We start from the raw sequence: 23,578 nt of genomic DNA, 5'->3' as shown, positions 1-23,578 counted from the left end.
TAAAGCGTGCAGTTTTGTAAAAGAAAATTTGTCTTTTATAAAATTTACTCAACAAAATATGCAAGATTTATGTAGATATGGAGAATAGGCTGAAAGCTTCAACCGAAAAAATAATGCGTATTAAAGAAAAAGTAAATATGTCCTTTGAAAAGGCTGATACCTTGAAACAAACAAGCTCTTCAGATCCGAGCCAAGTTGTTTTTATTTTCGAAAATAATAAATATGCAAAAGCAGTTTTTGGTAAATTTGATGAAAATCTCGCTTATATCGAAAAAAAACTCGAACTTAGTATTCATCCGCGTGGTAATGAAATCTTAATCCGTGGAAATATTTCTGTTATAAAACGTGCGCAATATGTATTGCAGCAGCTTTATGAACGTGCCAAAACACAGCAAGAGCTCACTTTATCAGATATAAAAGGAGCGCTTGCTATGGCAAATATATCAAAGAAGCAGAAAGAAGACACAATAACACACAAATCTACAACGAAACGTATACCTGCACGGTTGAGTACCCATAAAAAAATAATTCATGCAAGAACTCCAACACAAGACGCTTACATACGCGCTATGGAGCATACTGAACTTGTGTTTGGTGTAGGACCAGCAGGAACAGGCAAAACGTATCTTGCTGTTGCTCATGCTGCAATGCTTCTAGAACGTGGTATCATTGAACGAATTATTCTCTCACGTCCGGCTGTTGAAGCTGGAGAACATCTTGGTTTTCTTCCCGGTGATCTCAAAGAAAAAGTCGACCCATATTTACGACCACTTTATGATGCTCTTTATGATATGATGCCCGCTGAAAAAGTCGAGCGCATTTTAGCTTCTGGTGTTATAGAAATTGCTCCTCTTGCCTTTATGCGTGGACGAACACTTGCCCATGCTGCTGTTATTCTTGATGAGGCACAAAATAGTACGCCCATGCAAATGAAGATGTTTCTCACACGTCTTGGAGAAGGAACACGTATGATTGTTACCGGTGACGTAAGCCAAATTGATTTGCCTATAGGGCAAAAATCAGGTCTCATTGAAGCAATTCGCATTCTTTCAAATATAGAAAATATTGCAATTGTGCATTTTGATGAAAAAGATGTTATACGCCATCCACTTGTTGCTGCTATCGTTCATGCTTATGATCGTGATTTTAAAATACAAAATAAAAAAAAATTATTCGCATGCGATGCATTAAAAAATGAATTTGATTCATCATGATTATTATTGATATAATGGTTAAAAGCGCAGGGTGGAATGATGAGAAAATGCTTTATAATATTACTGAAAAAGCATTAATAACAACTATGCGTCATGTTTCATTAGCAAATGTTGTAAGCGAGATTAGCCTGCTTTTTACGGATGATGAACATATGGCACAAATCAATGCACAATGGCGCAACAAAAACAAATCTACTAATGTATTATCCTTTCCTGCTTTTCCACTTAAAGCTGGAAATCCTCCTGGTCCCATGCTCGGTGATATTATTATTGCCCGAGAAACTGTTGTTCTCGAAGCAGAAAAACAAGGAAAAACATTTCAAGACCATTTAACGCATATGATTGTTCATGGTATCTTGCATCTTCTTGGCTATGACCATGAAACTGATAATGAAGCATATCAAATGGAAAAGCTCGAAATAGAAATTCTTCAAAAGCTTTCCATAAAAGATCCTTATGCTGAATTGTTTATAAATGATAAAATTTAACTTTTAAAATCAATATTACAAGCATACCATTTAAAGCCTCTCATTCATCTAATTATAAAAAAAAGTTTAGAAGATTTTAAAACCATGACAAACAAAACCAATGCACAAAATAATAGTCAAACATCTTCTAATAATGAAAAAAATTCCTCTCAACAAACGAATCATACAGAAAAATATTCTCTGATGAATCATTTGTTTTCATTCTTACGGGGACGTAATTGCGTGTCTACATCACTGCGTGATGATCTTACCGTTGCACTCACGACTGACAATGAAAAAGACACCGCTCTCTTCTCACCTGAAGAACGTACTATGCTGCGTAATATTTTACGCTTGCGTGAAGCACGCGTGGATGATGTTATGATACCACGTTCTGAAATCGAAGCATTAGAAATAAACACTTCACTTGGAGAAACCCTTCAATGTTTCGCAAAAATTGGTCATTCTCGCATACCTGTTTATGCTGAAACTTTAGATGATCCACGCGGCATGATCCATATCCGCGATATTCTTAACTATATGACTCGCTTTATTATCAACCCTACAAAAAACGAACCAAAATCCGATTTGCTTCAATTAAACCATACAGACTTACATACCCCAATCGGTGAATTAGATCTGATCCGAACTGTTCTCTTTGTTCCTAGTTCTATGCTTGCAAGCAAATTATTAACACGAATGCAAACTACACGAACTCAAATGGCTTTAGTTATTGATGAACATGGGGGAACAGATGGCCTCGTTTCAATGGAAGATATTGTTGAATTGGTCGTTGGTGATATCGAAGATGAACATGATAATGTCGACAATGCTATCGTACGCGAACACAACAATAAATGGCTCGTTGATGCAAGAACTGAACTAGAAGATGTAGAGAAAGCTCTTGGTCCTGATTTTATCGTAGGGGAATATGGTGATGATGTTGATACTATTGGTGGTTTAATTGTCTCTATTCTTGATCGTATTCCTGCAAAAGGTGAAGTTGTTGAAGCTGTCCCTGGCTATAAATTCCGTATTTTAGAAGCTGATAAACGCCGAATTAAGCGGTTGCGCATTTTTCGCATTCCAAACAATGAGAATCTTGACAACAATGCCATCCCTAAAGAATAGTCGAGTGTTTTTAAATAATTTCATCGTTTTTTTGTTCTCTGTTACCGGCTGGAAGCGGCAGGCATGGATATTTCTATGTGGCGCTCTTACCTCCTTTGCACTTCCACCCTTTTATTTAACCCCTCTTTGCTTTCTCACTTTTCCTATTTTTATTGTTTTACTTGACTCAATACGGTCCTCCCCAAACAATAAAAAACATTTTTTTATTTACGCTTTAAGCTGTGGAACCTTTGGTTTTAGTTATTTTATTTTCGGACTTTGGTGGCTATGCAATGCTTTGTTAACAGATCCAGATTCTTTTGGTTGGGCTGTCCCGTTAGCCATTTTAGGTCCTCCATTCTACCTTTCTCTTTATTGGTTTCTTTCTGGTTTCATTGTCGGTTTATTATGGACAAAAGGAATAGAACGCTTTTTTGTTTTAGCCTTTGCATTAGGATTAGCCGAGTGGTTGCGTGCGTTTTTATTCACAGGATTTCCATGGAATGCTCTTGGCTATACAGCCATGCCAACCCCACTGTTCATGCAATCTGATGCAATTGTGGGACTTTATGGAATGAATATTCTTGCTGTCTTAGCCTACAGTTTGCCAACTGTTTTATTAACGGATGAAAAAAAGAAAGCAGCACTTTCTCTTTGCCTATCACTTATATTCATTCACTGTGGTTTTGGGTTTTATCGTCTCCATACGATAGAGAATATAGCTGAAAATCAGAAAAATAATTATTGGGTGCGAATTGTTCAACCTTCTATTCAACAAAATATAAAATTGCGTGATAATACACGAGAAGCTATGTTGGAAGCACATATGAATCTAAGTGCAACACCAACAATCGGCAAAAATCCAGAACCTGATTTTATCGTATGGCCTGAAGCTTCCGTTCCTTACCTCCTCTATGATAACTCATCTATCACAACGCGTATTGCCTCTCTTTTAAAACCTAAACAATGGGCTATCATTGGAGCAATACGCGCCAGCAATGATCTACCTCATTCCCAAACACAGTATTTTAATACAATTGCAGTCATTAATGCTCAAGGTAATATTTTAAATACTTCCGATAAACTTCATTTGGTTCCTTTTGGTGAATACCTTCCTTATCAAAATTTATTGAAAAAAATTGGATTGCGTACCCTTGCCGATAATATTGGTGGATATAGTGCTGCAAGTGTGCGCAAAATTGTTACAATGCCAAACGGATTTTCTTATCTACCCTTGATTTGTTATGAAGCAATATTTCCCCATGAAATGACTTTTAAAGGCTCCCCGCCTCAAGCAATTATTAATATTACAAATGATGCATGGTTTGGTGTAACACCGGGACCCTATCAACATCTTCAACAAGCACAGCTTCGTGCAGTTGAACTGGGAATCCCCCTCATACGGGCAGCGAATAATGGAATATCAGCTGTTATTGATTCTTATGGACGAATCGTTGTAGCTCTTCAACAAAATGCTGTGGGCATTATTGATTCACAAGTTCCATCATCCATTACCCCTATAGGAAGCAGTAAATACAGAACTTTCTCTACTTTTATCTTATTTATCCTTATGCTATTGTGTCGTATTGGTTTTGGTTCTACAAAACAGCTTAAATGATTCAAGTGCCCCTTGTACGGTATTATGTTGCGTGTACCAGTAATATTGGGACAAAATATTACATACTATTTTAATTATATGATAAATCAGCTTCGCATAAATATGATGTTGGTTTAGAAGAAAAGTGCTGGAAATAAAGAGTTGCATTATGACCGAAACTAGAAAAAAACCTGACCCTATAGATATCTATGTTGGAACTCGTATCCGTTTACGTCGTAATATTTTAGGACTCACCCAAGAGAAACTAGGTGAAAAGTTAGGAATTACTTTTCAGCAAATCCAAAAATATGAAAAAGGAACAAACCGTATTGGCGCCAGTCGTCTTCAAGCGATAGCAGAAATTATGGATGTTCCTGTTTCTTACTTTTTTGATAAAGGTATTACCTCACAACAAGTAGAGGGTTTTGCTGAAAATGATCACAATTTTATAGACTTTTGTTCTAGCAGCGAAGGGATTCAGCTCATGCGTGCTTTTACAAATATATCTGATGCTAAAGTGCGTCGAAAAATTATTGACTTGGCAAAAGCACTTTCTGAGGAAGATTTGACAAATAAGCTATAAATTAAAATTATATCTTTTCTCTTTTATTCATATCAATTTGCATTGACGATTTGCTGTAGAATTCGCAAGTCGTGACAACTTTAGTAAGCAATTAATTAAATCGTTGGTTTTCTTTTTTGAAGGAGTTCCTATGCCGCATCAAGATTATCTTTTTACGAGCGAATCGGTATCGGAAGGACATCCTGATAAAATTTGTGATCGTATTTCCGATGAAATCGTTGATATGATCTATAAAGAAGCTGAAAAGACTGCTACTGATCCATGGTTAATACGTGTTGCTTGTGAAACTCTCGTCAGTGTCAACCGTGTTGTTATCGCTGGTGAAGTGCGTGTTCCCGACACGCTATTAAAAAAAGATAAAAATAAAGAATTTATCTATGATGAAACTGGCGTTCCATTCATTAACCCTACACGTTTTCGTACAGCAGCGCGCCGTGCTATTCGTACCATTGGCTATGAACAAGCAGGATTCCATTGGAAAACTGTTAAAATTGATGTTCTTTTGCGCCCTCAATCAGCTGACATAGCAAGAGGGGTTGATAATGCTACGGATCGGCATGGTGAAGAAGGAGCAGGTGATCAAGGCATCATGTTTGGATATGCTTGCCGTGAAACACCTGATTTCATGCCTGCGCCAATTTATTATGCGCATAAAATTCTCAAACTTCTTGCCGCAGCCCGTCATAAAGGAGAGGGAGAGGCTGGAAAATTAGGACCAGATGCTAAAAGCCAAATAACCATACGCTATAAAAATGGAAAACCGATAGAGGTCACATCCATTGTTCTTTCAACGCAACACCTCGATGAAAGCTGGGATTCCAGCAAGGTACGTACAGTGGTTGAACCTTACATTCGTCAAGCTTTACATGACATTCCCATTGCGGCTCAATGCAGTTGGTATATTAACCCAACAGGAAAATTTGTCATTGGTGGTCCCCAAAGCGATGCCGGATTAACAGGACGCAAAATTATTGTGGATACTTATGGAGGCGCAGCGCCCCATGGAGGCGGTGCTTTTTCAGGAAAAGATACAACAAAAGTTGATCGTTCTGCAGCTTATGCGGCACGCTATCTGGCTAAAAATATTGTTGCTGCTCATTTAGCAGAGCGATGCACCATTCAACTCTCTTATGCAATTGGTGTTGCACAACCTTTATCTATTTATCTTAATCTTCATGGAACAGGAAAAGTCGATGAAAAAGTTATTGAAGAAGCCATTCGCAAAATAATGGACCTTTCACCGACTGGCATTCGAAAACATCTTGACCTCAATAAACCTATTTATGCAAAAACAGCTGCCTATGGTCACTTTGGACGTAAACCAAAACACGATGGTTCGTTTTCATGGGAAAAAACTGATCTCGTAAAAATGCTTCAAACAATGATCCAAGTCCCATGATTAAGCATAATACACGCAAAAGTGAAGCATTTTTTGGACGCCGACAAGGAAAGCAACTTCGAAACTGTCAGCTTGCACGTATAAAAATGCTTCTTCCCAATTTGAATATTGATTTAAATGTCCCTCCTCCTTCAAACCTTACATCCTTATTTTTAAGTAAAGTAAGAGAAATTCGACTTGAAATCGGCTTTGGTGGAGGTGAACATTTACTTCATGAAATGGAATGTTTTCCAAAAACCGGTTTTATCGGCGTCGAGCCCTTTATCAATGGCATGGCAAAAATATTATTGTCTCTTGAACAACATCAAAACCATCAAAATCATCTTCGCCTCTATAATGATGATGCTACACGCCTCCTTGATTGGCTCCCTGATAATTCTCTTGATGGAATAGACCTCTTCTATCCTGATCCTTGGCCGAAAAAGAAACACTGGAAACGACGTTTCATCAACATAAAAAATCTTAACCGTTTTGCTCGTGTTCTTAAAATAGGGAAAATTTTTCGCTTTGCTAGCGATATAGACAGTTATGTAAACTGGACTTTGTATCATTGTGCACAACATGATCACTTTGAATGGAAAGCAGAAAGCCCTCAAGACTGGAAACTCCCTTATCCACTATGGAAAGGAACCCGCTATGAAGCAAAAGCTTTACGTGAAGGACGAACACCTACCTATCTTACCTTTATCAAGAAATAAATGATCAAGCGCTTTTCTCATAAACAACTTGAAAAATTTTGAATTTAAGAGTATCAATAGTTAAATTCTTGGTCTTATGATGAAGGGTGGGCCGTTGGACCCGCTCTTTTTTAATATCATAAAACTGATGAAACCAACTTGGATAAAATGTATGAACGAAGCTGAAAAAATAAGCAATCTTAGCGAGCCACGCCTATTTGAAGAAGATGGTGTCGAAGCACAGGTTGCTGCTCTTGTCATACCACTGCTTAAACCTTTAGGTTTTCGTTTGGTTCGTGTGAAACTTCTTGGTCAAAATGGTTTAACACTTCAAATTATGGTTGAACGTGCCGATGGTTCTATGACCATAGAAGATTGTGAAACTGTTAGTCGGACTGTTTCTCCCCTCCTTGATGTACAAAATGTTATTGAACGCAAATATCATTTAGAAATCTCATCACCTGGAATTGATCGTCCATTGGTAAGAAAATCTGATTTTTTTCATTGGCAAGGACATCTTACAAAAATTGAAACCAACATAACAATTGACGGGCGCCGAAAATTTCGTGGAACACTTACAAATGTCACGCAAGATGGATTTATTTTAAACACTGATAAAACTGCGTATGGAGAAGCCATGTATACCCCTATTTCCTTTTGTGATATCATAAATGCACATTTAGTGCTTACCGATGAACTTATTCGCGATGCATTGAAAAAAAATAAAGACTTAAGTCAACAATTTATTGCCGAAGAAAAAGCTAACGACTCTATAAAGACGCTCAATTTCAAAAAATAAGATCACAGGGAAATACCCATCGTGTGGCACAAAGAAGGAGAAAATTGATGGCGACAAGCGCTAACAGGCTTGAGATTCTGCAAATTGCAGATGCTGTTGCACGTGAAAAGTCAATCGACCGTGGAATTGTCATTTCTGCGATGGCTGATGCTATTCAAAAAGCAGCACGTTCTCGTTATGGTCAAGAAACCAATATCCGTGCTGAAATCAATTCTAAAACAGGTGAAATTAAATTACAGCGCCTGCTTAAAATCGTTGATGTCGTTGAAGACTATACAACGGAAATTACTTTGTCTGATGCTCTCAAACATCAAGCAGAAGCAAAAATTGGTGATTTTTTTGCTGATCTTTTACCTCCTATGGATTTTGGACGTATCGCAGCGCAATCTGCTAAACAGGTTATTGTACAAAAAGTACGTGACGCAGAGCGTGATCAGCAATATGAAGAATTCAAAAATAAAGTTGGTGAAATTATTTCTGGTACAGTCAAGCGTGTGGAATATGGTAATGTTATTGTTGATCTAGGGCGCGGTGAAGCTATTGTGCGCCGTGACGAATTAATTCCTCGTGAATCCTTTCGCTATGGAGATCGTATTCGTGCTTTTGTCAATGATGTACACCGTGAAACACGTGGACCGCAAATTTTCCTTTCCCGCACCCATCCTCAATTTATGGTCAAACTTTTCACTATGGAAGTGCCAGAAATTTATGATGGTATTATAGAAATCAAATCTGTTGCTCGTGACCCAGGTTCACGGGCTAAAATCGCCGTTGTTTCACGCGATGGTTCGATTGATCCTGTTGGAGCATGCGTTGGAATGCGAGGAAGCCGTGTGCAAGCTGTTGTCGCAGAATTACAAGGCGAAAAAATTGATATTATTCCTTGGTCGCCTGATGCAGCAACATTTGTCGTTAATGCACTTCAACCTGCTGAAGTTTCTAAAATTATCCTTGATGAAGATGCTGAACGTATTGAAGTTATTGTGCCGGATGACCAACTTAGCCTTGCTATTGGGCGACGTGGACAAAATGTTCGTTTAGCTTCGCAACTAACAGGATGGAACATTGATATTTTAACGGAAAAAGAAGAATCTGAAAATCGTCAAAAAGAATTTGCTGAACGGAGTAAATTATTTATGGAATCCTTAGAGGTTGATGAAATGATCGGACAGGTTATGGCATCAGAGGGTTTTTCTTCTATTGAAGAAATCGCCTATATTGATCTTGAGGAAATCGCTTCTATTGACGGTTTTGACCATGATACCGCTGCTGAAATCCAAAGTCGTGCCCGCGAATATCTCGATCATCAAGAAAAAGAACTCGATGAAAAACGCAAAAAGCTCGGAGTTTCTGACGAATTGCGAACACTTCCGGGAATGACAAGTGCTATGCTGGTTGCTGTAGGTGAGGATGGTGTAAAAACAATAGAAGACTTTGCTGGCTATGCCGTTGATGATTTAGCAGGTTGGAGAGAACGTAAAGAAGGCAAAACACAGAATTTTGCTGGTATTTTAACCCCTTTTGATATTACACGCGCGGATGCAGAAGCTATGGTTTTAGCCGCACGTGTACAAGCAGGCTGGATAGACCAAGCTGATCTTGTTACAGAAAATCATGTAGAAGATGAAAATTCTGCAGAAAATGAAAAAACAGATGATTTGGATGTGGATACACTTTAAATGAATGAACGGACTTGCATTGTGACTAGAAAAAATGCTTCAGCACAAACGCTGATCCGTTTTGTTATTGGTCCCAATAACCAAATTGTTCCTGATCTTAAAGCGAATTTACCAGGGCGTGGCGTTTGGATTTCTGCCCATCATGCTGTTGTTGAGAAAGCAATCAAACAGAGAGCTTTTCATAGAAATTTTAAAACAGATGTTGAGGTTGCACCAAATCTTGTGCATGTTGTTGATACGCTTTTACTAAAAGCCGCTCTTTCAGGCCTTTCCATGGCACGAAAAGCGGGAGCAATTGTTATGGGAGCCACAAAGGTTGATGCTGCCATCCGCTCTGGTAAAGTTATTCTTGTACTTCATGCTAAAGAAACAACAGAAGATGGGAAACGAAAAATTGCACAGGCCATCCATTCAATACAACAACAAACAAATCGGACTATAAAAACCATATCTTTATTTACAAGTGATGAAATGCGAGTGGCTTTTGGCTCTAATCCTGTAATGCACGCGGCCTTATTGGACACAAAAGCTGCTAAAGGATTTCTCAAAACGACATATAAATTGATCAGCTATCGTGACGACAAGCATAGTAAAAGCCTAGTGAGATGACGGCACAAGCCGTGAAGGAAGTACAATGAGTGAAAATAACAACGACAAAACAACAGTCAAGAAGACACTAACTCTCAAGCGGTCTGTCTTGGAAACGAGCACGGTCAAACAAAATTTTAGCCATGGCCGTACGAAGGCTGTCGTTGTCGAAACCAAACGGCGTAAAATTACGCGACCTGATGAAAAAGCTGAAACCCTACAGCCCATTACAAAGCCGCATGTGGCCCTCCAGCGCTCTAAACCGCGTTTTGAGGGAAAAAAGCCTCAAGAATCTGTAGCCAAAAGCAATCTTTCATCGACTGAAATGGAAGCGAGACTTCGCGCGTTAGAAGAAGCACATATCCAAGAAAGAATAATACGAGAACAAGCCGAAGAAGAAGCAAGACGCATTAAAGAGCGTGAAGAAATTTTACAGCAAGAAATTAAAGAAAAAGAAATACTTCTTCAACAAGAAGAAGAAATATCACCAGTGCAGACTCCACCTGCTCCTCCTCTCATTGAACAGACAGATATTCCTATTGTGCCTAAAAATACAACCGTGGTTGAAAAACGCAAAATAGATGAAAATAAAGAGGAAGAACGGCATAGTCGACGTGCTAATCCTGCTAAATCAGAAATACGTGTACCAAAAGTTGTCAAAGGAGCTGATGAGCGGCGACGCGGAAAGCTAACTCTGAATAGTGCTTTGGATGAAGAAGGAAGCGCACGTGGGCGCTCAATGGCTGCAATGCGGCGTAGACAGGAAAAATTTAAGCGTGCACAAAATCAAGAACCAAGAGAAAAAATTTCTCGCGAAGTTGTTCTTCCTGAAACGATTACCATTCAAGAGCTCGCACAACGTATGACTGAGCGTTCTGTTGATGTGATTAAATTCTTGATGAAACAAGGACAAATGATGAAACCTGGCGATGTTATTGATGCCGATGTTGCCGAACTCATCGCTGTTGAATTTGGCCATACCGTTAAACGTGTTTTAGAATCTGACGTAGAGGAAGGTATCTTTAATATAACAGATAATCCTCAAAACATGCAGCAACGCCCCCCTGTTGTAACCATTATGGGCCATGTTGACCACGGAAAAACTTCTCTTTTGGATGCTATTCGTAAAGCAAATGTTGTTTCTAGCGAAGCAGGAGGTATTACGCAACATATTGGTGCCTATCAAGTAGAACAAAACGGTCAAAAAATTACCTTTATTGATACACCAGGACATGCTGCATTTACGGCTATGCGTGCCCGGGGAGCTCGTGTTACCGATATTGCTGTTCTCGTTGTAGCTGCTGATGATAGTGTTATGCCCCAAACAATTGAATCAATCAATCATGCGAAAGCCGCTGGTGTACCTATCATTGTTGCTATCAACAAAATTGATAAACCAGCTGCAAATGCACAAAAGGTGCGTACAGAACTTCTACAACATGAAGTGTTTGTTGAAACCATGGGCGGAGAAACTTTGGACGTTGAAGTTTCTGCTAAAACTGGTCAAAACCTTAATAAACTTCTTGAAGCTATCCTTCTTCAAGCTGAAATGCTTGATCTGAAAGCAGATTCTCAACGAACTGCAGAGGGCGTTATCATTGAAGCCAAATTGGATCGCGGACGTGGATCTGTTGCAACAGTTCTTGTTCAAAAAGGTACATTACATCCTTCCGATATTATAGTTGCCGGAAATGAATGGGGTCGTGTGCGTGCTTTGATTGACGACCATGGCCGCCATGTCAAAGAAGCTGTTCCCTCTACACCGATTGAAATTTTAGGCATGCAAGGAACGCCACAAGCCGGAGACCGTTTTGCTGTTGTCACACATGAAGCAAAAGCACGTGAAATTTCTGAATACCGTCAACGATTAGCACGTGATAAAGCTGTTGCGCGGCAAACTGGTTCGCGTGGTTCTCTTGAACAGATGATGACAAAATTGCAAACGACTGGTGTTAAGGAATTTTCTCTTATTATAAAAGGGGATGTGCAAGGATCAATTGAAGCAATCGCTTCAGCATTGGAAAAACTCGGAAATGATGAAGTTCGTGCGCGTATAGTACATTCTGGTGCTGGAGGAATTACCGAAAGTGATATTTCTCTTGCGGAAGCTTCTAACTCTGCTGTAATTGGTTTTAATGTTCGAGCCAATAAGCAAGCACGTGATTTTGCTAAAACACAAGGAATTGAAATTCGTTATTACAACATCATTTATGATCTTGTTGACGATATCAAGGCTGCCATGTCTGGATTACTCTCACCAGAACAGCGTGAAACTTTCCTTGGTAATGCTGAAATTCTAGAAGTCTTTAACATTACAAAAATTGGAAAAGTTGCAGGATGTCGTGTTACAGAAGGTAAAATAGAACGGGGAGCTGGTGTTCGCCTTATCCGCGATAATATCGTTATTCACGAAGGAAAGCTGAAAACACTCAAACGCTTTAAGGATGAAGTCAACGAAGTGCAAAGTGGTCAAGAATGTGGAATAGCCTTTGAAAATTATGAAGATATGCGCACAGGAGACATCATTGAGACCTTCCGTATCGAACATATTAATCGCACATTATAAAATAATCCAATAACTTTACTCTGTTGTAAAATGAGGAAAGTTATTAGGTTTTATACACAATATCTCTTTTTCCTTATCTAAATGGTCAAAAAAAGAGATCTTGTAGCAAGGATAAAACTTTGATGAAAAATGCAAGTCCATCACAACGGCAACTTAGAGTAGCAGAGCAAGTACGTCATGCAATAGCACATATATTACAGCGTGATATTTTGCTTGATGATATCTTGAAAGATATTGTTATTTCTGTCTCTGAAGTACGCATGTCACCAGATTTAAAAATTGCTACTTGCTTTGTATCACCTCTCAGCACTCTTAAAAATGCTTCTCATACCGATGTTGTTGATATCCTCAATAAACATAGTCGTTTTCTCCGTGGAGAAATCAGTCATGCGTTACGACAAATGAAATATATACCAGAACTGCGTTTCCGACGTGATAATAGTTTTGATAATTTTTCAAAAATTGATGCTCTCCTTCGCTCGCCTGAGGTTGCACGCGATCTTCACCATAGTGATAAAGATGAGGATTAAAGATATGGCGCGGCAACACAAAAAAAAAGGGCGTCCTGTTTCTGGCTGGGTTATATTTGACAAACCAAAAGGAATGAAATCAACAGAAGCTGTTTCACAAATCAAGAGACTCTTTCATGCACAAAAGGCAGGACATGCTGGTACGCTTGATCCTCTTGCTTCTGGTCTTCTTCCCATTGCATTGGGCGAAGCAACCAAAACCGTCCCTTACGTGATGCAAGGCAAAAAAACTTACCGTTTTCATATTGCTTGGGGACAAGAACGTTCAACAGATGATCTAGAGGGGAAAATAACGAAAACTTCTCTCAAACGTCCAACACAAGAAGAAATACTTGCTCTTCTTCCTCAATATACAGGTGTTATTTTGCAAATACCTCCACAATTTTCAGCAATAAAAATTGCTGGAAATCGTGCCTATGATTTAGCACGTGAAGGGGAAGTTGTTGAAATTCCGTCCCGTGAAGTCGAAATAGAAACTTTCAAGTTATTAGAAATGCCTACCAAAGAGTACTCTGTCTTTGAAATAACCTGCGGAAAAGGAACTTATGTGCGCTCTTTAGCCCGCGATATGGGGCGTGATCTAGGTTGCTATGGGCATATTGCTGATTTAAGACGTATTTCCGTCGCACCTTTTGATGAAGAAGATCTCATTACATGGGACGAACTAAAAGCGGCCATTCCGCCAAATAAAAACACTACAGATGAAAATAATCGTTCTTTTGAAAAAAACTTCTCAACACTCGATGGGCTCTTAATTGAAACAAGCGCCGCATTGGATTGCCTCCCTCACTACATCCTTAATGAAACTCAAGCACAGAAAATTATAAAGGGTTATTCTATCCTCTTGAATCATCACAAAGCACCTCTTGATGAAAATGAGATTTTTGTCCTCTATAAGGAACAACTTCTTGCCATTGGCACCCTCGATAAAAGTTTATTTAAACCGAAGCGGATTTTCACAATTTAATCGTTTCTTTTCCACAACCACCTTTTGCGGAAAGATATTTTCCTTTATCAATTAAGAAAAATATAGTGCTTTTTATTGTTTACATTCATCGTATTCACATCAAAATTTAAGTCAGTGCTATAAGCTAACACCACCACACACTTTTCTCCCTAATGTTGCAACAATCCTTGTATTTAAAAGGATACATAAGAGGCTTTTTATTTCTTTTTCAATCATGTTTACTCATACGTTAGCCCTCGTTTGTAATGTGCAAGCGAAGATCTGAACTGATTTACTCTAAATAGATTTGAAACGAGAAAAGCTTAAAATTTTCAGGACTATCATTCAACATGAAAATAATCATTTATAAATCAACTTATTAACTATTAAAGCAGCAATTTTTTGTTATGATTATGCTAACAAATCGATCGAAATAATATTAACATATTTAATATTTTACAAAAACTGTTTTGACCCTAAGGGAGATGATCAGAGGAGACTTTTAAAAGCATCTCATTAGCTTGAGGTATTGTTTGGCGTTCAATCATACGGTGTACTCTTATACCATTAGGAGAACAATTTAAATGACGCAAACGCTTATTGACTTCTGCATCCGCTTTTGTACGACGATGATTATGGCGTAAATAATCTACCCATGTTGGCATATGATAAGCCTCTGTCCAATATTCAGGTCTTTCAAGATCTCGTAAAAGGACCCACTGACGCGCACCATCACGTAACCGAATATGGCGTCGACGCGTCATCACTTTGAGAAACTCTTCGAGATCATTTTCATGAATTTGATAATCAATCATTATCATGATCGGGCCACTTCTTGCTTTGAGGTCGAGTAATAGTTCCGGCTCTCTAAAATGATCAAGAGGATTTAAATCTATTTGAGGAATTTCTTGAATTCTAAATTTCACCCCCGCAAGAGCACCAAAAGTCAAGAATAGAGAACAAATACTCAAAGCAATTGTTGGAGAATAACCATCAGCTAAACCGCCCCAGATTGCACTTCCAATAGCCATCCCCCCATAAGATGCTGTTTGATAAAGTGCTAAAGAACGTGCAACAACCCAGCGTGGTGTAGAGAGTTGTACAGATGTATTAAACAATGATAATGCCAAAACCCAACATAAACCTGCAGGAAATAAAGCAATATGGCTTATAATCAGTGAACGGCTGATTCCCAATAAAAAGCAAGAAAAGGCGAAACCAATAAATGCACTTGCAATAATTGTTTCTGAACGAAAATGATGCCGTACAACTGCATTAATAATACCTGCTGTCATGGCACCTAACCCAAAACAACCGAGCAATGTACCATAAAGAAGGGCACTTCCTCCAAGAACTTTATGCGCAACAATTGGCAAAAGTGCTAAAATCGAAATTGCTCCTATACCAAAAAGGAACGCTCGAACCATAATACTCAGTAGATTAGGTGACATCGCAACATAACGCAAACCATCTGAGACAGCTCCTAACAGCTTTTCTCGTGGCAATGGATTGTTTTCATAATTCGATTTCCAGAAAAATAACGCACCAATAAGAGGAATATAGCTTATAGCATTAAACAAAAAAGCAGCAGATGCCCCCAAAGTTGCAATGATGGCACCACCAATAGCAGGACCAACACTCCGCATCAAATTAAAGCCGACACTATTCAAACTAACAGCAGCAGGAATATTTTCCCTGCTCACAATATCTCCTATCGTTGCTTGCCAAGAAGGATTATAAAAAGCTGTGCCACATCCAATCAAAAACGTAAAATATAACAAAAGCCAAGGTGTTAGAAATCCCATATAGGCTAAGATAGATAAACCCATGGATATGACCATCATCATAATCTGCGCACACAACATAATTTGACGCCGATTAAAATTATCAGCTAATGCCCCTGCCATCAAAGAAAACATAACAAGTGGTAATGTTGTGGCACTTTGAACAAGCCCAACCATGGAATGCGAAGAACTAATCAACGCCATTAACCACCCTGCTCCAACAGCCTGTATCAGCCCCCCTAAATTAGAAATAAGAGTAGATGACCATAAATTTCGAAATACCGAATTACGAAAAAGTTTTAATGTTGAAATGCTCTGCATCTTTTTCCTCCAAATCGGTATTTATCACTTTTGTTACCGCACACGCGCCCATAATTTTTGTATCAAAAGGATGCACAATTCTTTAAAAAACTTCTCATAAAACCCTATTTAAATCAATATTTCAAAATAAAAGCTTTTATTTAAAGAAAGACTTCAAATTTCTGTCAAGGACTAGTATTTTAACCTTCTTTCCTATATAAGGACGAAAATAGGTAAGAGTCTCAGACTTTTCTTGTTTTCTCACAGACCCTTGCTGAACGACATCTCGGCTATGGGTGACTTTATGTTTCTTCGTTTTTGGAAAGGATAATACGATGTCGATTACAGCTGAACGTAAACAAGCTCTTGTCGCAGAATACGCAAACAAAGTTGGTGATACAGGATCACCAGAAGTGCAGGTTGCTGTGCTTTCTGAACGTATTTCTAATTTAACAAACCACTTTAAATCTCACAAAAAGGATAATCATTCTCGTCGTGGTCTTTTGAAGATGGTATCTCAACGCCGGCGCCTTCTTGATTATCTTAAAGGAGTTGACCAAAATCGTTATCAGACACTTATCAAGAAGTTAGGTTTGCGTCGCTAAAAGAAAAATGGAGGTGGTGTTTAAAAAAAACACCCATTTTTTCAACGTGTTGCTTTTAATTAAAAATTTTAAAAACTGACAAGTTATTATGGGGTAGGACTGCTCATCGTTGCGCACTTAAGGCAGCTTACTTCTTTCTTCTCGCAACAAAGATAAAAAGTATGTTGGCCACCCCAGAGCTTGGAAATATGCTACGCAAAGCCAGAATGTGAGCAATCAAAAATTTAAACACTGGTCATTAAGGATAAAAAATGTTCAAAACGCACAAGATAGAAATTGAATGGGCCGGGCGTCCGCTCACCCTTGAGACAGGGAAAATAGCACGTCAAGCCGATGGCGCAGTGATTGCTACCTATGGAGAAACTATTGTCTTAGCAACCGTTGTATCAGCCAAAAGCCCAAAACCAGACCAGGATTTTTTTCCGCTAACCGTTAATTATCAAGAAAAATCCTATGCTGTTGGTAGAATACCTGGGGGCTATTTAAAACGTGAAAGTCGACCAAGTGAAAATGAAACTTTGGTTTCACGTTTGATTGATCGCCCAATTCGTCCCCTTTTCGTTGAGGGATATAAAAATGATACACAAGTTATTGTTTCCGTTATACAGCATGATCTCGAAAATAATCCCGATATCCTTGCGATGATTGCATCTTCTGCCGCATTGACCCTGTCAGGTGTTCCTTTCATGGGGCCTATAGCTGGTGCCCGCGTTGGCTATTGTAATGGGCAATATGTTCTCAATCCTCATATCGATGAAATGCCTGAATCAAAACTTGATCTTGTTGTTGCTGGAACAGACAGTGCTGTTTTGATGGTTGAATCAGAAGCACAAGAATTACCGGAAGATATCATGTTGGGTGCCGTAATGTTTGGTCACAAAGGCTTTCAACCTGTCCTTGATGCCATTATAAAGCTTGCTGAAGTTGCGGCAAAAGATCCTCGTGATTTTGTTCCTGAAGATCTTTCTGAACTTGAAAAAGCAATGCAGAAAATGGCAGAACAGGATATACGAAAGGCTTATACAATTACTGATAAGCAAGAACGTTATGCTGCAATTGATGCACTAAAGACAGAAATCCTCAATAAATTTATGCCAGAAACAGAAGAAGACTGTAAGTTTAGTGCTGATCAAGTTGCAACCGTATTTAAACAATTGCAAGCAAAAATTGTTCGCGGGAACATTCTTGAGACCCAAAAGCGGATTGATGGACGCAATCTTTCTACTGTGCGCCCTATCCAATCAGAAGTGAGTATTTTACCCCGCACACATGGATCAGCACTCTTTACCCGTGGAGAAACACAAGCTATTGTCGTTGCAACACTAGGAACTGGTGAAGATGAACAATATGTTGATTCCTTAACGGGAATGTATAAGGAAACATTTCTTCTCCATTACAATTTCCCACCATTTTCAGTGGGGGAAACGGGGCGCCTTGGTTCTCCTGGTCGTCGTGAAATTGGACATGGTAAATTGGCATGGCGGGCAATTCACCCCATGTTACCAACGAAAGAATCTTTTCCTTATACCATTCGTGCTGTCTCAGAAATCACAGAATCCAATGGATCTTCTTCTATGGCAACGGTTTGTGGGACCTCACTTGCTCTCATGGATGCTGGTGTTCCTCTAGCACGCCCTGTTGCCGGTATTGCTATGGGCTTGATTAAAGAAGGAGAACGCTTTGCTGTTCTTTCTGATATTTTAGGGGATGAAGATCATCTTGGAGATATGGATTTTAAAGTCGCAGGAACAGAAAATGGTATTACTGCCTTGCAAATGGATATCAAAATTGATGGTATTACCGAAGAAATTATGAAAATCGCGCTTGAACAAGCCAAAGATGGCCGAATCCATATCCTTAATGAGATGGCGAAAGCTTTAACCAGTGCACGTGCTGAGCTGAGTGAATTTTCTCCACGAATCGAAGTTATGAATATTTCTGTCGATAAAATCCGTGATGTGATCGGCTCTGGTGGTAAAGTTATTCGGGAAATCGTGGAACAAACTGGAGCAAAAATTAATATTGAAGATGATGGTACCATTAAAATTGCTTCTGCTGATGCTAAAACCATTGAAGCAGCAAAACGCTGGATCCATTCTATTGTTGATGAGCCTGAAGTTGGTGCTATCTACCAAGGAACAGTTGTAAAAACTGCAGAATTTGGTGCATTTATAAACTTCTTTGGTTCTCGTGATGGACTCGTTCATATTTCTCAGCTTGCATCAGAACGCGTCACCAAAACAACTGATATTGTAAAGGAAGGTGACAAAGTTTGGGTTAAATTAATGGGCTTTGATGAGCGTGGAAAAGTTCGATTATCAATGAAGGTCGTTGATCAAAAAACCGGAAAGGAAATCACCGGTGATAAAGCGATGAATGAAGAAAAGTGCGTTGATGAAAAAAAACAACCTGAAAATAAGCGCCGCCGTAAGAAAAAAGAAGAGTAAGTTTTTCCTCTTATCGTATCATGAAATGCCATCCCAACATTGGAGTGGCATTTTTCTTTGAAAGAGTCATATGTGTTATTATTTTTGCCTTTTGAAAATCATGAACTTCCATATCCTGATCCAAACCAATGTTGGCTAAGTTTCGGTTTAACAGAAATCCCAGCTCCTGAATGGGCACAAAATTTAAAAGTTATTACGCCTTGGCGACCAGATTTTTTAAAATTTGTCGATACTCAATTTCACTGCTCTCCTCAAATAGATAAAACCTTCAGCTATGATGGTGCATTTTTACGTTTGAGCAAATATCGTGGTTTTAACCAAAATTGTTTTCTTGATTTATTAGAATGCGTTAAACCAAATGGATGGATCGTAATCAGTGGGAATAAAACTGCTGGTGCTGCTTCAATGATGAAATGGGTTAAAACAATTGTTCCCATCACCAATAAATTGTCTAAAAATCATGGCCTTGTATTTTGGTTGCAAGTTCCTCAACAAATTGAGAGACATAACATTGCACAATTGCGCTCACCACCGCTCACTTTTGGTAAATTTCAAACCACTTCTGGTATGTTCTCGCACGGACGTATTGATCCAGGATCTGCTGCGCTTGCTTCTTATATGCTCCAAGTTATTTCTGGAAAAACGGCTGATTTTGGTGCTGGATGGGGCTATCTTTCTCACGTTGCACTTGAAAGCAATGTAAAACTTACGTCTCTTGATCTCTATGAAGCAGACTACAACGCTTTGAGAGCAGCAAAACAGCACCTTAAATCCATAACAACTCTTTTTCCAATTCATTTTTATTGGCATGACCTTGTGCATGAACCTATCACAAATCTGTATGACACAATCATTTCAAATCCACCGTTTCACACGCAACAAACGACAGATGTTTCATTAGGAAAAAATTTTATTATAAATGCTGCAAAGTGTCTAAAACCAGGCGGCAGTCTGCTTTTTGTTGCAAACCGCCACCTGCCTTATGAAAGGTTATTAAAAAATATTTTCCACACAGTGTTGATACATGAACAAGCCCATGGTTTCAAAATTATCGAAGCGCGCAGATAAAGAAAACAAGTGATAACTCTAAAGAATAAAACGTGAAAGATCGATATCAGCAGCAAGCTCGCCAATAGATTTTCTCACATAAGCGGCATCAATTGTAAACGATGTTCCTACTTTATCAGGTGCCGTGAAAGAAATTTCATCCAAAACGCGCTCCATCACTGTTTGCAAACGACGTGCCCCTATATTTTCAATCCTTGCATTTAAATCTACAGCAATATCTGCTAAAGCATCAATTGCATCATCAGTAATTTCCAAATGAACTTCTTCTGTTGCCATAAGAGCAATATATTGTTTAATCAAACTAGCTTCTGGTTCCGTTAGAATGCGCCGTAAATCTTCCCTTGTTAAAGGGTTGAGCTCCACACGGATGGGCAAACGTCCTTGAAGTTCCGGTAATAAATCAGATGGCTTGGAAACATGAAACGCGCCTGAGGCAATAAAAAGAATATGATCTGTTTTAATTTGCCCATATTTTGTAGCAATTGTTGTTCCTTCAACCAAAGGCAAAAGATCACGTTGAACCCCCTCACGCGAAACCGCAGCACTGACTCCACCATCCCTGGTTGCAATTTTATCAATCTCGTCAATAAAAACAATACCATCATTTTCAGCAACACGAAGCGCTTCTTGAATAATTTGCTCCTGATCAAGGAGTTTTTCAGATTCATCATCAATGAGCGGCTTAAAAGCATCCTTTACTGTCGTCTTACGGACCTTTGTACGACTACCCATTTTGCCCAAAATATCTGATAAATTCATAATACCCATTTGTGCCCCAGGCATACCAGGAATATCAAAGGTTGAAGCACTATTGCTATTATTATCGGCGACTTCAATTTCAATCTCTTTCTCATCCAATTCACCTTCACGCAATTTTTTGCGAAAACTATCACGGGTAACGGGACTGGCTGTTTTACCAACAAGGGCGTCTAAAACGCGCTCTTCAGCATTCACGTGAGCCTTTTCTTTTATTTCATCCCGTTTCTTTTCACGCACAAGAGAAATAGCAATTTCAACAAGATCTCGAATAATTTGCTCAACATCACGTCCCACATAACCAACTTCAGTAAATTTAGTCGCTTCTACTTTCACGAAGGGAGCTCCAGAAAGTTTTGCTAATCGACGTGCAATACCAGTTTTACCAACACCTGTTGGCCCTATCATTAAAATATTTTTTGGCATAACTTCTTCACGCATCGGCTCATCAAGCTGTTGTCGACGCCACCGATTGCGCAGTGCAATAGCTACAGAGCGTTTGGCATCATTTTGGCCAATAATAAAACGATCAAGTTCAGAAACAGTCTCACGAGGGGAAAATACAACACACATTTAAATAGCTTTCTCTAAAGAAGATAATTCTGCATCCAATGTTTCAATCGTAAAATGATCATTGGTGTAAACACAAATTTTAGCGGCAATAGCCATAGCTTTACGAGCAATAGTTTCTGCATCCAAATCCAAGTCCATGAGTGCACGCGCTGCTGAAAGAGCAAAATTTCCTCCAGAGCCAATTGCCATAACCCCATCTTCTGGTTCTAAGACATCACCAAGCCCTGTTAGAGCCAAAGTCACTTTCTTATCAGCCACGAGCATCATTGCTTCGAGACGACGCAAATAGCGATCTGTTCGCCAATCTTTTGCAAGTTCTACACATGCACGCATAAGCTGATCAGGATATTGCTCAAGCTTTATTTCCAATCTTTCCAGTAATGTGAAAGCATCTGCCGTAGCACCTGCAAAACCAGCAATAACCACTCCGTTCTTTCCAAGACGACGCACTTTACGTGCATTACCTTTCATAATTGTCTGTCCAAGAGAGACCTGACCATCACCGGCCATCACGGCTTTGCCACCTTTTCGTACCGTAATAATTGTTGTACCATACATTATGTCTGGCTTATGTTCTGTCATAAGGAGACTCCTTAATATTAACTTTGCTTTTTAATATTGGATTTCTTTTCATAAAATGTAAAACTCAATTACTATTACCCTATTTAAGAACATATACAGCAAAACACAATGATTCAGCATAACTCAATTTGTTGAAATTGAAAAAATGATATCATTGTTGTCAATGTAAATTACTGCTAAATAGCTTTATATGAACAGTTTGTGCCTTTTAGAGGAAAATTATGAAAAAAATAGCCATAGGAACCTTAGGTGGAACAATTGCAATGACTGCTGATAGTTTTGGTCACATGCAACCGACTTTAACTTCAGATAACCTCATAAAAAGTGTTCCTAATTTAAATAACGTTGCTGATATTCATGCACAAACATTAATGCAAATACCAAGTGGATCTTTATCGTTTCAAATTCTTTTTGAAATAATCGAGTGGGCAAAACAACAAATAAATGCTGGTGCAAAAGGTATTGTTTTAACACAAGGGACTGATACTCTGGAAGAAACAGCTTTTTTTCTTTCTCTTTATTGGAAGGAAGCTGAACCACTCATCATAACCGGCGCTATGCGCATGCCTCATGAAGCGGGCGCAGACGGCCCCGCCAACCTTTTAGCAGCCACTCGTGTTGCAGTCGCCCCACAAAGTCGTAACAGGGGCGTACTCGTTGTCATAAATGATACAATTCATTCACCTTATTGGCTCTATAAAAGCCATACCGTCAAAGTCGAAACATTTCAATCAGGTCTTGCGGGTATTTTAGGAACTATTCTAGAGGGAAAACTTATTTATTTCAATGATCAAAAATTTTTTCCGACAACGTTTGATCTTCCCCAAAACCACGATTATCAAATTGCACTCCTCTATTCCTCTTTATCATCTGATGCACAATTAATGAAACTATGCCTTGAAAGTGGATATTATGCTGGAGTTGTTATTGCTGGTTTTGGTGCAGGACACTGCAGTTTTCAAGAAGCAGACCTTGTACAACAATATGCACAAAAAATACCAATCATTATTGCTAGTCGTTGTTGTAATGGCTCAACAACTCGTATAACTTATGGCTATAAAGGCTCAGAAATCGATATGATTGCTTCTGGTGCTCTCATGTCTGGTTATTTATCAGCCGTAAAAGCGCGTCTACTTTTATGGGCTTTTTTGGCGCAAGGGCACTCACTAGCACAAATCCGTGCAAACTGGAATGACTGGACGATAAGTTAATGAAAAATGATCTATTATCTTAAAGAAGAGAGCAAGCAAAACAAAACTTATTTAAAAATCAAGCTGCTCATCTGTTCACTCTTAATCGATTGCTGCA

The 23,578-nt window shown here is 38.9% G+C and carries 19 protein-coding genes and 1 pseudogene; 17 read left to right on the top strand and 3 right to left on the bottom strand.

Annotated elements, in window-relative coordinates:
* Positions 1–89 precede the first annotated feature (89 nt).
* The 13 genes and pseudogenes from QHG57_RS03065 (at position 90) to truB (ending at position 14,176) form a co-directional block, all read left to right on the top strand.
* Positions 90–1,214: a PhoH family protein gene (locus tag QHG57_RS03065; protein ID WP_330168799.1), complete on the top strand. Its 1,125-nt coding sequence runs from the start codon at positions 90–92 to the stop codon at positions 1,212–1,214.
* Positions 1,211–1,702, top strand: coding sequence for an rRNA maturation RNase YbeY (ybeY, locus tag QHG57_RS03060; RefSeq protein ID WP_330168652.1), 492 nt, complete (start codon positions 1,211–1,213; stop codon positions 1,700–1,702). The genes QHG57_RS03065 and ybeY overlap by 4 nt, the downstream gene beginning before the upstream one ends.
* Before the next feature lie 84 nt (positions 1,703–1,786).
* Positions 1,787–2,812, top strand: coding sequence for a hemolysin family protein (locus QHG57_RS03055; protein WP_330168651.1), 1,026 nt, complete (start codon positions 1,787–1,789; stop codon positions 2,810–2,812).
* Positions 2,775–4,409, top strand: a complete 1,635-nt coding sequence (lnt, locus tag QHG57_RS03050; protein WP_330168650.1) for an apolipoprotein N-acyltransferase — start codon at positions 2,775–2,777, stop codon at positions 4,407–4,409. The genes QHG57_RS03055 and lnt overlap by 38 nt, the downstream gene beginning before the upstream one ends.
* 148 nt (positions 4,410–4,557) lie before the next feature.
* Complete coding sequence (locus QHG57_RS03045; RefSeq protein ID WP_330168649.1) at positions 4,558–4,971, top strand: helix-turn-helix domain-containing protein; 414 nt, start codon at positions 4,558–4,560, stop codon at positions 4,969–4,971.
* 130 nt (positions 4,972–5,101) lie between these two features.
* A complete protein-coding gene (gene metK, locus QHG57_RS03040) occupies positions 5,102–6,370 on the top strand; it encodes a methionine adenosyltransferase (RefSeq protein WP_330168648.1) in 1,269 nt (422 codons plus the stop codon).
* The gene (locus tag QHG57_RS03035) at positions 6,367–7,068 is read left to right on the top strand and encodes a tRNA (guanine(46)-N(7))-methyltransferase TrmB (RefSeq protein WP_330168647.1); all 702 of its coding nucleotides are present in this window, start codon (positions 6,367–6,369) and stop codon (positions 7,066–7,068) included. The genes metK and QHG57_RS03035 overlap by 4 nt, the downstream gene beginning before the upstream one ends.
* A 127-nt stretch (positions 7,069–7,195) precedes the next feature.
* Positions 7,196–7,846, top strand: a complete 651-nt coding sequence (gene rimP, locus QHG57_RS03030; RefSeq protein WP_330168798.1) for a ribosome maturation factor RimP — start codon at positions 7,196–7,198, stop codon at positions 7,844–7,846.
* A gap of 47 nt (positions 7,847–7,893) precedes the next feature.
* Positions 7,894–9,525 carry a transcription termination factor NusA gene (gene nusA / locus QHG57_RS03025; protein ID WP_330168646.1) on the top strand — a complete coding sequence of 544 codons (1,632 nt, stop codon included), beginning with the start codon at positions 7,894–7,896 and terminating at the stop codon, positions 9,523–9,525.
* A pseudogene (locus QHG57_RS03020) lies at positions 9,526–10,163 on the top strand (RNA-binding protein).
* Positions 10,160–12,679, top strand: coding sequence for a translation initiation factor IF-2 (gene infB, locus QHG57_RS03015; RefSeq protein ID WP_330169433.1), 2,520 nt, complete (start codon positions 10,160–10,162; stop codon positions 12,677–12,679). Before QHG57_RS03020 ends, infB begins: the two are co-directional and overlap by 4 nt.
* A 122-nt stretch (positions 12,680–12,801) precedes the next feature.
* Positions 12,802–13,209, top strand: coding sequence for a 30S ribosome-binding factor RbfA (rbfA, locus tag QHG57_RS03010; RefSeq protein WP_330168643.1), 408 nt, complete (start codon positions 12,802–12,804; stop codon positions 13,207–13,209).
* A 4-nt stretch (positions 13,210–13,213) separates the two neighbouring features.
* Positions 13,214–14,176: a tRNA pseudouridine(55) synthase TruB gene (gene truB / locus QHG57_RS03005; RefSeq protein ID WP_330169432.1), complete on the top strand. Its 963-nt coding sequence runs from the start codon at positions 13,214–13,216 to the stop codon at positions 14,174–14,176.
* A 455-nt stretch (positions 14,177–14,631) separates the two neighbouring features.
* Here the strand turns inward: truB and QHG57_RS03000 are convergent, their stop codons facing one another.
* Positions 14,632–16,260: an MFS transporter gene (locus QHG57_RS03000; protein WP_330168641.1), complete on the bottom strand. Its 1,629-nt coding sequence runs from the start codon at positions 16,258–16,260 to the stop codon at positions 14,632–14,634.
* A gap of 314 nt (positions 16,261–16,574) precedes the next feature.
* Here QHG57_RS03000 and rpsO point away from each other — a divergent pair, with 314 nt between their 5' ends.
* The 3 genes from rpsO to QHG57_RS02985 all read left to right on the top strand — a co-directional run bounded on the left by rpsO (position 16,575) and on the right by QHG57_RS02985 (position 20,359).
* Positions 16,575–16,844 (top strand): 30S ribosomal protein S15, encoded by a 270-nt coding sequence (gene rpsO / locus QHG57_RS02995; RefSeq protein WP_330168640.1) that lies wholly within the window; start codon positions 16,575–16,577, stop codon positions 16,842–16,844.
* 251 nt (positions 16,845–17,095) lie between these two features.
* Complete coding sequence (gene pnp, locus QHG57_RS02990) at positions 17,096–19,291, top strand: polyribonucleotide nucleotidyltransferase (protein WP_330168639.1); 2,196 nt, start codon at positions 17,096–17,098, stop codon at positions 19,289–19,291.
* Between the two features lie 72 nt (positions 19,292–19,363).
* The gene (locus QHG57_RS02985) at positions 19,364–20,359 is read left to right on the top strand and encodes a class I SAM-dependent methyltransferase (protein ID WP_330169431.1); all 996 of its coding nucleotides are present in this window, start codon (positions 19,364–19,366) and stop codon (positions 20,357–20,359) included.
* 18 nt (positions 20,360–20,377) lie between these two features.
* Here the strand turns inward: QHG57_RS02985 and hslU are convergent, their stop codons facing one another.
* Both hslU and hslV read right to left on the bottom strand, forming a co-directional pair.
* A complete protein-coding gene (gene hslU, locus QHG57_RS02980) occupies positions 20,378–21,688 on the bottom strand; it encodes an ATP-dependent protease ATPase subunit HslU (RefSeq protein ID WP_330168637.1) in 1,311 nt (436 codons plus the stop codon).
* On the bottom strand, positions 21,689–22,270 hold the full coding sequence (gene hslV / locus QHG57_RS02975) for an ATP-dependent protease subunit HslV (RefSeq protein ID WP_330168636.1): 582 nt from the start codon (positions 22,268–22,270) through the stop codon (positions 21,689–21,691).
* A 221-nt stretch (positions 22,271–22,491) separates the two neighbouring features.
* On the opposite strand from hslV, the gene QHG57_RS02970 reads away from it, so the two are divergent.
* The gene (locus QHG57_RS02970) at positions 22,492–23,481 is read left to right on the top strand and encodes an asparaginase (protein ID WP_330168635.1); all 990 of its coding nucleotides are present in this window, start codon (positions 22,492–22,494) and stop codon (positions 23,479–23,481) included.
* Positions 23,482–23,578 lie beyond the last annotated feature (97 nt).

This window comes from Bartonella grahamii subsp. shimonis (assembly GCF_036327415.1).
GTDB classification, from domain to species: domain Bacteria; phylum Pseudomonadota; class Alphaproteobacteria; order Rhizobiales; family Rhizobiaceae; genus Bartonella; species Bartonella shimonis.
This window is presented reverse-complemented; position numbering and strand designations above follow the sequence as displayed.

Excerpts from the sequence above, each read along its gene's own strand:
- ybeY (WP_330168652.1), top strand. The coding sequence starts at position 1,211 with ATGATTATTATTGATATAATGGTTAAAAGCGCAGGGTGGAATGATGAG.
- QHG57_RS03055 (WP_330168651.1), top strand. The coding sequence starts at position 1,787 with ATGACAAACAAAACCAATGCACAAAATAATAGTCAAACATCTTCTAAT.
- lnt (WP_330168650.1), top strand. The coding sequence starts at position 2,775 with ATGAGAATCTTGACAACAATGCCATCCCTAAAGAATAGTCGAGTGTTT.
- QHG57_RS03045 (WP_330168649.1), top strand. The coding sequence starts at position 4,558 with ATGACCGAAACTAGAAAAAAACCTGACCCTATAGATATCTATGTTGGA.
- metK (WP_330168648.1), top strand. The coding sequence starts at position 5,102 with ATGCCGCATCAAGATTATCTTTTTACGAGCGAATCGGTATCGGAAGGA.
- QHG57_RS03035 (WP_330168647.1), top strand. The coding sequence starts at position 6,367 with ATGATTAAGCATAATACACGCAAAAGTGAAGCATTTTTTGGACGCCGA.
- rimP (WP_330168798.1), top strand. The coding sequence starts at position 7,196 with ATGAAACCAACTTGGATAAAATGTATGAACGAAGCTGAAAAAATAAGC.
- nusA (WP_330168646.1), top strand. The coding sequence starts at position 7,894 with ATGGCGACAAGCGCTAACAGGCTTGAGATTCTGCAAATTGCAGATGCT.
- infB (WP_330169433.1), top strand. The coding sequence starts at position 10,160 with ATGAGTGAAAATAACAACGACAAAACAACAGTCAAGAAGACACTAACT.
- rbfA (WP_330168643.1), top strand. The coding sequence starts at position 12,802 with ATGAAAAATGCAAGTCCATCACAACGGCAACTTAGAGTAGCAGAGCAA.
- truB (WP_330169432.1), top strand. The coding sequence starts at position 13,214 with ATGGCGCGGCAACACAAAAAAAAAGGGCGTCCTGTTTCTGGCTGGGTT.
- QHG57_RS03000 (WP_330168641.1), bottom strand. The coding sequence starts at position 16,260 with ATGCAGAGCATTTCAACATTAAAACTTTTTCGTAATTCGGTATTTCGA.
- rpsO (WP_330168640.1), top strand. The coding sequence starts at position 16,575 with ATGTCGATTACAGCTGAACGTAAACAAGCTCTTGTCGCAGAATACGCA.
- pnp (WP_330168639.1), top strand. The coding sequence starts at position 17,096 with ATGTTCAAAACGCACAAGATAGAAATTGAATGGGCCGGGCGTCCGCTC.
- hslU (WP_330168637.1), bottom strand. The coding sequence starts at position 21,688 with ATGTGTGTTGTATTTTCCCCTCGTGAGACTGTTTCTGAACTTGATCGT.
- hslV (WP_330168636.1), bottom strand. The coding sequence starts at position 22,270 with ATGACAGAACATAAGCCAGACATAATGTATGGTACAACAATTATTACG.
- QHG57_RS02970 (WP_330168635.1), top strand. The coding sequence starts at position 22,492 with ATGAAAAAAATAGCCATAGGAACCTTAGGTGGAACAATTGCAATGACT.